The 13,008-nt window shown below is 74.0% G+C and carries 12 protein-coding genes; 9 read left to right on the top strand and 3 right to left on the bottom strand.

Features of this window, described 5'->3' with window-relative positions; translation table 11 throughout:
* Window positions 1-31: 31 nt before the first annotated feature.
* The gene (locus GA0070622_RS22215) at window positions 32-589 is read right to left on the bottom strand and encodes a TetR/AcrR family transcriptional regulator (protein WP_091578154.1); all 558 of its coding nucleotides are present in this window, start codon (window positions 587-589) and stop codon (window positions 32-34) included.
* A 55-nt stretch (window positions 590-644) separates the two neighbouring features.
* Here GA0070622_RS22215 and GA0070622_RS22210 point away from each other — a divergent pair, with 55 nt between their 5' ends.
* The 3 genes from GA0070622_RS22210 to GA0070622_RS22200 all read left to right on the top strand — a co-directional run bounded on the left by GA0070622_RS22210 (window position 645) and on the right by GA0070622_RS22200 (window position 4,017).
* Window positions 645-1,706 carry an FAD-dependent monooxygenase gene (locus GA0070622_RS22210; RefSeq protein ID WP_091578152.1) on the top strand — a complete coding sequence of 354 codons (1,062 nt, stop codon included), beginning with the start codon at window positions 645-647 and terminating at the stop codon, window positions 1,704-1,706.
* Between the two features lie 125 nt (window positions 1,707-1,831).
* Window positions 1,832-3,397 carry an MFS transporter gene (locus GA0070622_RS22205; RefSeq protein WP_091578150.1) on the top strand — a complete coding sequence of 522 codons (1,566 nt, stop codon included), beginning with the start codon at window positions 1,832-1,834 and terminating at the stop codon, window positions 3,395-3,397.
* Between the two features lie 11 nt (window positions 3,398-3,408).
* Window positions 3,409-4,017: a TetR/AcrR family transcriptional regulator gene (locus GA0070622_RS22200; RefSeq protein ID WP_091578147.1), complete on the top strand. Its 609-nt coding sequence runs from the start codon at window positions 3,409-3,411 to the stop codon at window positions 4,015-4,017.
* Window positions 4,018-4,027: 10 nt separating this feature from the next.
* Here GA0070622_RS22200 and GA0070622_RS22195 read toward each other — a convergent pair whose 3' ends face one another.
* Both GA0070622_RS22195 and GA0070622_RS22190 read right to left on the bottom strand, forming a co-directional pair.
* Window positions 4,028-5,947 carry a helix-turn-helix domain-containing protein gene (locus tag GA0070622_RS22195; RefSeq protein ID WP_091578145.1) on the bottom strand — a complete coding sequence of 640 codons (1,920 nt, stop codon included), beginning with the start codon at window positions 5,945-5,947 and terminating at the stop codon, window positions 4,028-4,030.
* Between the two features lie 14 nt (window positions 5,948-5,961).
* Window positions 5,962-6,744 carry a 3-hydroxybutyrate dehydrogenase gene (locus tag GA0070622_RS22190; RefSeq protein ID WP_091578142.1) on the bottom strand — a complete coding sequence of 261 codons (783 nt, stop codon included), beginning with the start codon at window positions 6,742-6,744 and terminating at the stop codon, window positions 5,962-5,964.
* A gap of 183 nt (window positions 6,745-6,927) precedes the next feature.
* On the opposite strand from GA0070622_RS22190, the gene ruvC reads away from it, so the two are divergent.
* The 6 genes from ruvC (at window position 6,928) to secF (ending at window position 12,963) form a co-directional block, all read left to right on the top strand.
* A complete protein-coding gene (gene ruvC, locus GA0070622_RS22185; protein ID WP_091578139.1) occupies window positions 6,928-7,455 on the top strand; it encodes a crossover junction endodeoxyribonuclease RuvC in 528 nt (175 codons plus the stop codon).
* Entirely contained in the window at window positions 7,452-8,054 is a 603-nt protein-coding gene (ruvA, locus tag GA0070622_RS22180; RefSeq protein WP_091578136.1) for a Holliday junction branch migration protein RuvA, read from the top strand. The genes ruvC and ruvA overlap by 4 nt, the downstream gene beginning before the upstream one ends.
* A gap of 13 nt (window positions 8,055-8,067) precedes the next feature.
* Complete coding sequence (gene ruvB / locus GA0070622_RS22175; protein WP_091578134.1) at window positions 8,068-9,132, top strand: Holliday junction branch migration DNA helicase RuvB; 1,065 nt, start codon at window positions 8,068-8,070, stop codon at window positions 9,130-9,132.
* Window positions 9,133-9,270: 138 nt separating this feature from the next.
* Window positions 9,271-9,615, top strand: a complete 345-nt coding sequence (gene yajC / locus GA0070622_RS22170) for a preprotein translocase subunit YajC (RefSeq protein WP_091578132.1) — start codon at window positions 9,271-9,273, stop codon at window positions 9,613-9,615.
* Between the two features lie 224 nt (window positions 9,616-9,839).
* Window positions 9,840-11,771 (top strand): protein translocase subunit SecD, encoded by a 1,932-nt coding sequence (gene secD / locus GA0070622_RS22165; protein WP_176710562.1) that lies wholly within the window; start codon window positions 9,840-9,842, stop codon window positions 11,769-11,771.
* A gap of 1 nt (window position 11,772) precedes the next feature.
* Window positions 11,773-12,963 carry a protein translocase subunit SecF gene (gene secF, locus GA0070622_RS22160; protein WP_091578127.1) on the top strand — a complete coding sequence of 397 codons (1,191 nt, stop codon included), beginning with the start codon at window positions 11,773-11,775 and terminating at the stop codon, window positions 12,961-12,963.
* Window positions 12,964-13,008 lie beyond the last annotated feature (45 nt).

Below are 13,008 nucleotides of genomic sequence, written 5' to 3'. Positions count from 1 at the left end.
CGGCTCACGCGCCGCGGGCGGTGGCGGCCGGTCAGCCGGCCCGGAAGCCGCGCAGGAGGGCGGCGACGGCGGACTCCGGGTCGAAGTTGTCGTCGGGGGCGGCGAGTTGGTTGCCGAGGAGCCCGTCGACGAGCGCGAGCAGCGCCCGGAAGTGGGCGGACGGGTCGGTCGAGCCGAGCGCGGTGAGCAGCGGCACCCCCCACCCGGCCAGCCGCGCCCGCCCGGCCTCGATGGCGGGGCGCAGCTCGGGCCGCACGGCTGACTCCACGAACAGCGCGTACCGGGCCAGTGTGACCACCCGCTCCTCGTCGGTGAACCGCCGGACCAGCCGGCCGAGCACGCGGGTGAACCCGTCGACGTCGCCGGGCGGCAGATCCGCGGCGAGTCGCTGCCAGGTCTGCGTCTCCACCTCGACCAGTCGCTCGAAGACGCCGTCGACCAGCGCTTCCCGGGTGCGGAACCGGTTGGACGCGGAGCCCTCGGGCAGTCCCGCCTCCGCGTCCACCGCCCGGTGGGTGAGCTGCCGCGGCCCTCGGGTGCCGAGCACCCGGATGGCGGCGTCGAGCAGGAGCTGCCGGCGATCGGTCACCGGGTCAGACTACAGGCGTAGTGGAGCTGACTACATCTGTAGTACGGTGGCAGGCATGGACGGTCGGGCGGTGGTGGTCGGTGGCGGTGTGGGTGGGCTCGCGGCGGGCGTCGGGCTGCGCGCCGCCGGCTGGCAGGTGACGGTCCTGGAGCGCTCCGCCGGGCTGCCGGAGACCGGCACCGGGCTCGGCATCTGGCCCGGGGCGATGCGCGCCCTGGACGCGCTCGGCGTGGGTGACGAGGTGCGCCGCCGCGGCCGCCGGCAGCTCGGTGGGACGATCCGGCGGCCGGACGGCAGTCGCATCGCCACCATCGACGTCGACCGGCTGGAGCGCCGGCACGGCGAGCCGGTGCACCTGGTCACCCGGCCGGTGCTGCTCGCGGTGCTCGCCGCCGCGCTGCCGGGGCCGGTGCTGCGCCTCGCCGCCCCGGTCACCGACCCGCGCGCCCTGCTCGACGCGTACGACCTCGTGGTCGGCGCGGACGGGATCAACAGCGTGGTCCGCGTCGCCCTGCACGGCGACCGCTACCCGCTGCGCCACGCCGGCGCGGTGGCCTGGCGGGGCGTGGTCGACACGGAGGTGCCCGAGGGCGGCGAGACCTGGGGGAGGGGGCGCAAGTTCGGGCTCACGCCCGCGGGCCCGGGGCGCACCAACTGGTACGCCGCGGTGAGCCTGCCCGAGGGGCATCCCGCGCCGACGGACGACCGGGCCGAGCTGCGTCGGCTCTTCGGTGACTGGCACCGGCCGGTGCCGCAGGTGCTCGACGCCCTCACGCCCGACGGGATCCTCCGGCACGAGATCCGCGACCTGACCCCGTTGCCGTCCTACGTGGGCGACCGGACGGTGCTGCTGGGCGACGCCGCGCACGCCATGACGCCGGACCTCGGGCAGGGCGCCTGTCAGGCGCTGATCGACGCGGTGGCGCTGGCCGACTGCCTGCGCGCCGCCGACGACCTGCCGGCCGGGCTGCGGGCGTACGACCGGCGCCGCCGGCGGCCCACCCAGCGGATCGCGGCCGGCGCGCGGTGGGCGGGCCGACTCTCCCAGGCCCGGCGCCTGCTGCCGGTGCGCGACGCGGTGCTCCGGCTGGCGCTGGCCGCCGGCCCGCCCGCCTGACCGTGACCTGGCGCACATTCGATACGAACCGGTTCCGTATCGAAACCCGCTCACCTACGCTCGGCTGCGTTACGAGTCTGCCCCGTATCGTATTCCGACGCGGGTGAGCCGGGGGGAGAACCCGAATGGAACCGCACGAGAACACCGGACACCCGAGGAGGTGGGCGATCCTCGGGGTGCTGGTGATCAGCCTCCTCGTGGTCGTCCTCGACAACACGATCCTCAACGTCGCGCTGCGCACCCTCGCCGACCCGGTGCACGGCCTCGGCGCCAGCCAGGGCGAGCTGGAGTGGGCGATCAACTCCTACACGCTCGTCTTCGCCGGCCTGCTGTTCACCTTCGGCGTGCTCGGCGACCGGCTCGGCCGCCGCCGCTTCCTCATCTTCGGGCTGGCGCTGTTCGGGCTCGCCTCGCTGCTGTCGGCGTACGCGCAGGACCCGGCGCAGCTGATCGCCGCCCGGGCGCTGATGGGCGTCGGCGGCGCGGCCATCATGCCGGTGACGCTCTCGATCATCTCCAACGTGTTCGACCCCCGCGAGCGGGCCAAGGCGATCGGGGTCTGGGCCGGCGCGGTCGGCCTCGCCGTGGCGATCGGCCCGGTGCTCGGCGGCGCGCTCCTGGAGCACTACTGGTGGGGTTCGGTCTTCCTGATCAACGTGCCGGTGGTGGTGCTCGGCGTGGTGCTGGTCGCGGTGCTGGTGCCCGAGTCCCGCGATCCCTCGCCCGGCCGGGTCGACCTGCTCGGCGTCCTCCTGTCCGTGGTCGGCCTGGTCGCCCTCACCTACGGCATCATCGACGGCGGCGAGCACGGCTTCGGCCGGCCGCAGGTCTGGGTGGCGGTCGTCGGCGGCCTGGCGGTGCTCGGCTGGTTCGTGGCCCACGAGCTGCGCAGCGACCACCCGTCGCTGGACGTGCGGCTGTTCCGGGTGCCCCGGTTCGCCGCCCCGGTGGCCCTGGTCGGCCTGGTCTTCTTCGCCGCCATGGGCGTGATGTTCTTCGGCGCGTTCTACCTGCAGCTGGTGCGCGGCTACAGCCCGCTGGAGAGCGGCCTGCTGTTCCTGCCGTTCGCGGCCGCGCAGCTGATCTTCGCGCCGCGCAGCGCGGCCATGGTCCGCCGCTACGGCGGCCGGACGGTGGCCGCGGTCGGGCTGCTGCTCACCACGATCGCGCTCGCCGCGTTCGTCTTCATCGACGCGGACACGCCGATCTGGATCTTCTCGGCGCTGGGCTTCGTCCAGGGCGCCGGCATGGCCAACATCATGCCGCCGGCCACCGAGTCGATCATGTCGGCGCTGCCCCGGGAGAAGGCCGGGGTCGGCTCGGCGGTCAGCAACACCATCCGCCAGGTCGCCGGCGCGCTCGGCGTGGCGGTGCTCGGCTCGGTGCTCTCCGCGGTCTACCGGGACCAGGTCGCCCCGGCGGTCGCCGCCCTGCCCGCCCCGGTCCGCGACGCGGCCCGGGAGTCGGTCTCCGGGGCGTACGCGGTCGCCGACCGGCTCGGCCCGGCCGCGCCGCGACTGATCGACGCGGCCAACGACTCGTTCGTCTCGGCGATGCACTGGGCGGCCGGCGTCTCCGCGCTGGTGGCGGCGCTCGGCATGGTGATCGTGCTGCGGTGGATGCCGGGCCGGCCGGTCGTCGCCCCCGACGCCGCCCCGGCCACGGAGCGGGAGTTGGCCGGGACCGCGTAGGTTCGTGGACAATGTCTGACATGACTTCCACGGCGGATGCTCCGCGGTCGCCCGGGCGACCGCGGAGCACCCGCGCGGACGAGGCGATCGTGGAGGCCACCCTCGACCTGCTGGCCGAGGGCAGCACCGTCGAGGCGCTCTCCATCGAGGCGATCGCGGCCCGCGCCGGCGTCGGCAAGGCCACCATCTACCGTCGCTGGCCGGGCAAGGAGGCGCTGCTGCTCGACGCGCTGGGCCGGCTCAAGGGCGCCCCGCCCCGCACCGGCGGCCGCTCGGTCCGCGACGACCTGGTCCTGCTGGTCGGCGCCGTGGGCCAGCACGTGGACCCCCGGGTCCGCAAGATCATGCCGTGTCTGGTGCCCGAGGTGAGCCGCAGTTCCGCGCACCGGCAGGCCTACGAGGCGATCATCGAGCCCCGGCGCCAGGCCATGCGCGAGGTGCTGCTGCGCGCCGTGGACAGTGGGGAGCTGCGCGCCGACCTCGACGTGGAGGTGGCCATGGCGTTGCTCACCGCGCCGATGCTGACCCAGCGGATGCTGCACTGGCACCCCGACCGGGACGAGCGGATCCTGCCCGAGCGGATCGTCGACGCGGTCCTGGACGGCCTGCGCCCCCGCTGACCCGGCCGGCTCAGCCGGCCGGGGTGCGCAACCGGTGCAGCCGCAACGCGAGCTGCACCTCCAGCGCCCGCTCCGGGCGCTGCCAGTCCGCGCCGAGCAACTGCCCGACCCGCTCCAGCCGTTGGGTCACCGTGTTCACGTGCACGTGCAGCTGCTCGGCCGCCCGGGCCAGGCTGCCGCCCACCCCGAAGTACGCCTCCAGCGTCTTCACCAGCGCGGTGCCGCGCCGGGCGTCGTAGTCGACCACCGGCCCCACGGTCGCGGTGAGGAACCGGGTCACGTCCCGGTCGCCGGAGTCGCCGACCGCGCCCAGCAGCAGCCCGACGAAACCCAGCTCCGCGGTGCTCGCCCCCTGCCCGGCCCGGCCCAGCGCGCCGAGCGCGGTCAGGCAGCGCTCCGCCTCGGCGAACGTGACCGCCAGCGACGCCGGACCGGTCGACGGCCCGCTCGCCCCGGCGGTCACCGGGCGGCCGGTCACCCGGGACAGGTCCCGGGCCACCGCGCGGGCCGCCCCGCCGGCGTCCTGGCCGGGCAGCATCAGCACCACCCGGCCGTCGCGCGCCGCGGCCAGCCCACCCCGGGTCGACGCGTACGTGGTGGCCCACGACAGCACCCGCTGCCGGGCCGAGCCGGTCTCGGCGAACGCGTCGTCGCCGACCGCCACCAGCACGTGCGGCGCGTCCAGGTCGACCCCGATCCGGCGGGCCCGGCTGCGCAACGCGTCGGTGTCCCGCAACGGCCGGGCGATCAGGTCGTCGAGCAGCTCGCCCCGGACCCGACCCTCCGCCTCGGCCACCGTGCGGCGGAACAGCAGCAGCAACGCGGTCACCAGCGCCGCCCGCTCCAGGATCCGCTGGTCGGCGTCGACCAGCTCGTCGTCCGGGCGCAGCACCAACGCGCCCAGGTTCTCCGCGCCGGCCACCACCGCGGCGTACCAGAGCGGGCCGCGCCGCACGCTGCGCCCCTCGGTCCGCGACGCGGCCACCGCCTCCACGATGTCCGCCCGGTCCGGCTCGGAGATCTCGCCGACCCGGGCCAGCCGCCGGCCCTCCGCGTCCAGCGCCAGCAGCGCCCCGCCGAGCACCTCGGTGACCGCCGCGGCCACGTCCTCCATCCCGCCGCCCCGCACGACCAACGCGGTCATCCGGTCGTGCGCGGCCGCGGCGCGCTCCACCGACGTGCTGTGCGCCTGGATCGTGCCGTTCGCCGCCGACAGCTCCTCCAGCGCCGCGCGGGTCTCGGCCAGCAGCCGGGCGGTGTCGATCGCCACCGCCGCGTGCGCTGCCAGGGAGACCAGCAGCGACACCTCCTCCCGGGCGAACGGCCGGGCCGAGCGGTTGGCCGCGTAGAGCACGCCGATCACGCTGGAACCGAGCCGCAGCGGCACGCCGAGGATGGCCACCAGGCCCTCCTCGCCCACCCCGCCGTCGATCTCCCCGGTGTGCCGGAACCGCTCGTCCTCCGGGTAGTTCGCGGTGGCGTACGGGGTGCCGGTCTGCGCCACCAGCCCGCCCAGACCGTCGCCCATCTCCAGCCGCAGCCGCTGGAAGCGGGCCGAGATCGACCCGTCGGTGACCCGCATGTAGGTGTCGCCGCGCTCGTCGTCGTTGAGCGTCATGTAGGCCACGTCGGTGCCGAGCAGGATCCGCGCCCGGTGCACGATCGCCCGCAGCACGTCGTCCAGGTCGCGCAGGCCGGCCAGGTCGTTGGCGGTGTCGTACAGGCCGGACAGCTCGGTCTCCCGCCGGCGGCGGCGCTCCAGCAGCGCCCGCACCCGCAGCGCCACCACCTTCGCCTGCTCCAGCTCGGCCAGGCGGTCGGCGGGCAGGCCGGCGGCGCGCGCGGCGACCAGCGGGCCCTCGAACTCGACCGCGGCGGCCTCGCGCGCCAGCAGCTCCAGGAACTCGACCGGCGACGACATGACCGACATTGTGCGCGGCGCCACTAGTTCGCCGTCCAGCCCCCGTCGAGGGCGATCGACGCGCCGGTGAGGAACGCGGCGGGCGGCGCGCACAGGTACGCCACCAGCTCGGCCACCTCCTCCGGCTCGATCAGCCGCTTGATCGCCGCCCGGGCCAGCATGATCTTCTCGATCACCTCGTCCTCGCCGATGCCGTGACTGGCCGCCTGGTCGGCGATCTGGCTCTCCACCAGCGCGGTCCGCACGTACGCCGGGTTGATGCAGTTGGCCGTCACCCCGTGCGCCGCGCCCTCCAGGGCCACCACCTTCGACAGGCCCTCCAGCGCGTGCTTCGCCGACACGTACGCCGCCTTGTACGGCGACGCGCGCAGCCCGTGCACCGAGGAGATGTTCACGATCCGGCCCCAGCCGTTGGCGTACATCCGGGGCAGCGCCCGGCGGATCAGCAGGAACGGCGCCTCCACCATCACCCGCTGGATGTACTCGAACCGCTCCACCGGGAACTCCTGCACCGGCGCCACGTGCTGCAGGCCGGCGTTGTTCACCACGATGTCGGCGTCGACGTCGAGCCGGTCCACCGCCTCCGGGTCGGCCAGGTCGACCCCCTCGGCCCGGCCGCCCGCCTCGGCCGCCACCGCCTTCGCCGCCTCCACGTTGCGGTCCAGCACCACCACCGAGGCGCCGGCCGCCGCCAGGCGCAGGGCGCAGGCCCGTCCGATGCCGCTGCCACCACCGGTCACCAGGGCGTTGCGACCGGAGAGGTCGACGTGTACGACGTGGGGGACCGCCACGGGTTCTGCCGTCATGGCGCAAGAAGTTACGAGGCGTGTGGCCTCGGGCACATGGGGCGGCGACACATACTCGACCGCTTCAGTGTGTGGTGTGTTGTGCTCCGATCGCACCCGGCGTGTCCGGGCGTCCGGTCGTCGGAGCACACCAGTAGGGTGTGTCGAACACACGTACTGCTGACGGCTCGGGGAGGAGGCGGCGTGCGCGTGCTCGGCGTCGACCCGGGGCTGACCCGGTGCGGGGTCGGCGTGGTCGAGGGCGTCCCCGGTCGCCCGTGCACGCTGGTCGCCTACTACGTGGTCTACACCGACCCCGAGGACGACCTGCCGCTGCGCCTGCTGCACCTGGACCGGTCGCTCACCGACCTGGTCGCCGAGCACCGGCCGGACGCGGTCGCGGTGGAGCGCGTGTTCAGCCAGCACAACGTGCGCACGGTGATGGGCACCGCCCAGGCCAGCGGCATCGCGGTGCTCGCCGGCGCGCGGGCCGGGCTGCCGGTGACCACCTACACGCCGAGCGAGGTGAAGGCGGCGGTGACCGGTTCCGGTCAGGCCGACAAGGCGCAGATGACGGCCATGGTCACGAGGTTGCTTCGGCTCGCCGAGCCGCCTCGCCCGGCCGACGCCGCCGACGCCCTGGCGTTGGCCATCTGTCACGTCTGGCGCGGTGGCACCCGGTCCAAGCTGGCCGCCGCCGCCCAGCGGGCCCGACGAGGAGGGGCACGATGATCGCCAGCGTTCGCGGCACGGTGACCGCCACCGGTCCGGACCACGCGGTGGTGGAGGTGGGCGGCATCGGCCTGGCCGTGCAGTGCGCCCCCGGCACGCTCGCCGACCTGCGGGTCGGCCAGCCGGCCCGGCTGGCCACCAGCCTGGTGGTCCGGGAGGACTCGCTCACCCTCTACGGCTTCGCCGACGACGACGCGAAGCAGTTGTTCGAGTTGCTGCAGACCGCCAGCGGCGTGGGCCCCCGGCTGGCCCAGGCGGTGCTCGCGGTGCACACGCCGGACGCGGTCCGCAAGGCCATCGCCAACGCCGACACCGCCGCGCTGACCCGGGTGCCCGGGATCGGCAAGAAGGGCGCCGAGCGGCTCGTGCTGGAGCTGCGCGACCGGGTCGGTCCGGTGCCGGTCGGCCCCGACGGCGCGGCCGGGGTGACCGTCGGCGCCTGGCCGGAGCAGGTGCGTCAGGCGCTGGTCGGGCTCGGCTGGACGGCCGCGCAGGCCGACCAGGCGGTGGCCGCGGTGGCGGAGACCGTCGACGGCGAGACGCCGCCGGTGCCGGTCCTGCTCAAGCAGGCCATCCGTCTGCTGGGCCGCACCCGATGACGGGCCCGCGCGGATGACCGGCGACAACCTGGTCTCGGCGTACGTCAGCGACGCGGAGCGGGACGCCGAGGCCAGCGTCCGGCCGAAGCGGCTCGCCGAGTTCATCGCCCAGGACCGGGTGCGCGACCAGCTCGACCTGCTGTTGCAGGGCGCGATGCGACGCGGCTCCCCGCCGGACCACATTCTCCTGTCGGGGCCGCCCGGCCTCGGGAAGACCTCCCTGGCCAACATCGTCGCGGCGGAGCTGGGCGCGGGCATCCGGGTGACCAGCGGGCCGGCCATCGAGCGCTCCGGTGACCTGGCCGCGATCCTGACCAGCCTGGCCGAGGGCGACGTGCTCTTCATCGACGAGATCCACCGGATCGCCAAGCCGGCCGAGGAGCTGCTCTACAGCGCCATGGAGGACTTCCGGGTCGACGTGGTGGTCGGCAAGGGCCCCGGCGCCACCGCCATCCCGCTCGATGTGGAGCCGTTCACGCTGGTCGGCGCCACCACCCGCTCGGGTCTGCTGACGGGCCCGATGCGGGACCGGTTCGGCTTCGTCGCGCACCTCGACTTCTACTCGCCGGCCGACCTGGAGACGCTGCTGCACCGCTCCGCCCGGATCCTCGGCGTGCCGATCACCACCGACGGCGCGGCCGAGATCGCCGGCCGGTCCCGGGGCACACCCCGGATCGCCAACCGGCTGCTGCGCCGGGTGCGCGACTACGCCGAGGTGCGGGCCGACGGCGTGGTGACGGTGGAGACGGCGCGGTCCGCGCTGACCGTCTACGACGTGGACGCGCTCGGCCTGGACCGGCTGGACCGGGCGGTGCTCACCGCGCTGGTCGACTCGTTCCGGGGCGGCCCGGTCGGGCTCTCCACCCTGGCGGTGGCCGTGGGGGAGCAGCCGGACACGGTCGAGGAGGTCTGCGAGCCGTTCCTGGTCCGGGCGGGGCTGCTGGCCCGGACCCCGCGGGGTCGGGTGGCGACGGCGGCTGCCTGGCATCATCTGGGGCGTACGCCCCCGAATGGTACATTTGGCGCGGACGCCCCGGCCGGGCCCGATCTGTTCTCGGTCCAGACCGATCAGCCGTGATCCGAACGTGATCTGTGCCGCATTCGGTGTTCTCAGGAGCAGGGACTAGACTTCGCCGCGGTCTGTACAGGACGTGAGAATCCGCCTCCGCTGCGGTGCCCTCCGGGGCCGGCGGGGGCCAACCGGAAGGTCGACACCGTGCTTTACGCAGCAGCGAGTGGCGGGGGAGCCGGCGGTCTGACGCCGATCCTCATGATCGCTCTGCTCTTCGTCGTCATGTACTTCATGATGATCCGTCCGCAGCAGAAGCGCCGCCGTGAGGCCGAGCAGATGCAGTCCGCCCTCTCCCCGGGCGACGAGGTGGTCACCATCGGCGGCCTGCACGGCACGGTCACCGTGGTCGAGGACGACACCGTCCTGCTGGAGGTCGCTCCCGGCGTGCAGACCCGCTACGCGCGCCCGGCCGTCGCCCGGGTGATCAAGCGGGCCGAGGCGCCGGCGGCCGAGACGATCAGCGAGGAAGCCGAGCCGGTCAAGGAGTGACCGCCCGCCCCGGACGGGGCAGCGGGGACACCCGCACAAGTGGATAGTTGGGTCGGCGTCGGACGCCGGCACGCGGGCAGGCCCGCGCGGCGCCCCCGCGTCGCGTCCGGGTCGGCGTGCCGTCCGCCGGGGCCGACCAGCCGGAGCAGTCGGGCGGACACCCCCGGCCCGACAGTTGTCGCCGCCGCGGAAGCGGCGCGACCGTACAGGGAGACAGGACAGCCGTGGCACCACCTCAGGGACAGATGCGCCCCGGACGGCAGCTCGCCGTGCTCGGGTTCATCTTCGTCGTCCTCTATCTTTTGGTGTTCTTCTCGGGCGGCGCCAGCGGTGGCTGGAAGGACCGGCTGGAGCCCCGGCTCGGCCTGGACCTCATCGGCGGCACCCGGATGACGCTCGAGGCCACCAACACGGTGGACGGCAAGCCGCCGACCGCCGACAACCTCGAAGAGGCGCGCCAGATCATCGAGAGCCGGGTCAACGCCTACGGCGTGGCCGAGGCCGAGGTGGTCACCGAGGGCAACCGCAACATCGTCATCTCCCTGCCCGGCCAGAACCGCGACCTGACCGACGTCGGTGAGGCCGCCGAGCTGCGCTTCCGCAAGGTGCTCAAGGCCACCGACGGCAGCGGCGCGGCCCTCGCCCCGCCGCCGAGCCCGAGCGCCAGCCCGGCCCCGTCCGGCAGTGCCAGCCCCAAGCCGTCGGGCAGCGCGTCGGCGAAGCCGTCCGGCAGCGCCTCGCCGAAGGCGAGCACGAGCGCCAAGGCGACCGCCTCGCCGAGCGCCGGCGGGCAGGGCGGCATGGCCCCCGCGCCGAGCGCGACGCCGACTCCGTCGGCGTCGCCGAGCGCCGCCGCGCCGAGCCCGAGCGCCAGCGCCGCCCCGGTGCCGCAGAGCATCGAGCAGCAGCGCAAGGCCGTCGAGCAGAAGGTGGGCGCGGCCGCCTGGGGCGCCGCCTCCGGCCTGAAGGCCCCGGCCGACCTCGCGACCGACCCGTCGCTGGCCGACAAGCTCAAGCCGTTCGGCACGCTCTCCCCGCAGGAGATCGCGGTGCTGCCGGCGGACATGCAGTTCAACGTCCCCTCGATCACCTGCGCCCAGCTCGACAAGCGGCCGGCCGGCTCGATCAACGACCCGAAGCAGACGGCGGTGGCCTGCGAGGCCGGCGCGAAGAACCTGCTCGACGTGGCCAAGGTCGAGGGCACCGACGTCAAGAACGCCTCCGCCCAGCTCGACCAGACCAGCCAGTGGGTGGTCAGCCTCAACTTCACCGGCAGCGGCCAGGAGAAGTGGACCGCGCTGACCCGCGAGTCGTTCAACAACGAGGGTCAGGCCTGCGACCAGACCGCGCTCGGCCAGGACGGCAAGTGCCGGGTCGCCGTGGTGCTGGACAACCGGATCGTCTCCTCGCCGGAGATCCAGGGCGTGCTCACCGGTGACTCGCAGATCACCGGCAGCTTCGACAACAAGTCGGCGAACGCGCTGGCCAGCCAGCTCCGCTACGGCGCGCTGCCGGTGACGTTCGAGCCGCAGGAGAGCCAGAACGTCACCGCGACGCTCGGTGACAGCCACCTCAAGGCGGGTCTGCTGGCGGCCGGCATCGGCATGCTGCTGGTCATCATCTACTCGTTCTTCTACTACCGGCTGCTCGGCTCGGTCATCTTCCTCAGCCTGGTGCTCTCCGCGCTGCTGGTCTTCGGCGCGCTGGTGGTGCTCGGCCGGTCGATCGGCTTCACGCTGACGCTCGCCGGCATCGCCGGCATGATCGTCTCGCTCGGTGTGGCGGCGGACTCGTTCGTCATCTACTTCGAACGACTCAAGGACGAGATCCGCGAGGGCCGCAGCCCGCGCAGCGCGGTCCCGCGCGCGTGGATCCGGGCCCGCCGGACGATCATCTCGGCCAACGCGATCACTCTGATGTCGGCGGTCGTGCTCTACATCGTGTCGGTCGGCGCGGTGAAGGGCTTCGCCTTCGCGCTCGGCCTGGCGACCGTGCTGGACCTGGTCGTCGTGTTCCTCTTCCGCCACCCGATCATGACGATGTTCGCCCGTACCCGGGCGTTCCTGTCCCCGCGGGTCAGCGGTCTGGGTCGGGCGCTGCCGGCCCGGTCGGCCGAGTCGGGCGCCGCCCGCAACCCGCGTGTCAAGGAGGCCTGAGATGGCGAAGAGTGGTCTGGCCGCCCGGCTCTACCGGGGCGAGGCCGATCTCAACATCGTCGGCAAGCGCAAGGTGTGGTTCGCCGTCGCCGGCGCGCTGGTGCTGATCGCCGTGCTCAGCTTCGCGATCCGGGGCTTCAGCCTCGGCATCGAGTTCGCCGGCGGCAACTCGTTCCAGGTGCCGGCCAGCGTGGGCACGCTCGACCAGGCCGAACGCACCGTCGACGACGTGCTGGCCAAGGAGGCGCCCGGCGTCGAGGTGGTCACCGCGCAGAAGGTCGGCGGCGCTGGCGGCGAGACCTACGAGATGCGCACCGGGCAGCTCAGCCAGGACCAGGCCAACGCGGCCAAGGCCGCGATGGCGGAGGAGTTCGGGATCCAGGCCGACCAGATCAGCGGCAGCCAGGTCTCCGAGGCGTGGGGCAGCCAGGTCACCTCGCGGGCGCTGCTCGGCCTGCTGATCTTCATCGCGGTGGTGTCGATCTACCTGGTGCTGCGCTTCGAGTGGCGGATGGCGGTCGCCGCGATCGCCTCGCTGCTGACCAACCTGGTCCTCACCGCCGGCATCTACTCGCTGGTCGGCTTCGAGGTCACCCCGTCGACGATCATCGGCTTCCTCACCATCCTGGGCTTCGCGCTCTACGACGTGGTGGTGGTCTTCGACAAGGTGCAGGAGAACACGCGGGGCATCACCGCGAACAACAACCTCACCTACGGCGAGGCGTCCAACCTGGCGCTCAACCAGAGCCTCATGCGCTCGCTGAACACCTCGGTCGTCGCGTTGCTGCCGGTCGGCGGTCTGCTCTTCATCGGCGCCGGCCTGCTCGGCGCGGGCACGCTGAAGGACCTGGGCCTGGTGCTCTTCGTCGGTATGGCGGTGGCGTTCCTGACCTCGATCCTGCTGGCCACCCCGCTGCTGGTGCTGCTGAAGAACCAGGACCCGCGGATCAGCGCCCACAACAAGCGGGTGCTCGCCCGCCGGGGGGCGCTCGCCCGGGGCGAGATCACCCCGAAGGGCGCGCCGCGCGCCGCGCCGGTCGGCGACGAGCCGATCGACCCGGACGCGGCGGCGCTGGCCGGCGCCGCGCCCAAGGTCGGCGCCCGGCCGGCCGGCAAGCGTCCCAGCGGCGCCCGGGGCGGTCGCCCCGCCGGCGGCGGGGGCAACCGGCCCGGTGGCGCGAAGCGCCGCTGACCCGGACGGAATCGACCGGACGGCGTCCGTCATGCTGGTGTCACG

This window comes from Micromonospora sediminicola (assembly GCF_900089585.1).
In the GTDB taxonomy this organism is placed as follows: Bacteria; Actinomycetota; Actinomycetes; order Mycobacteriales; family Micromonosporaceae; genus Micromonospora; species Micromonospora sediminicola.
This window is presented reverse-complemented; position numbering and strand designations above follow the sequence as displayed.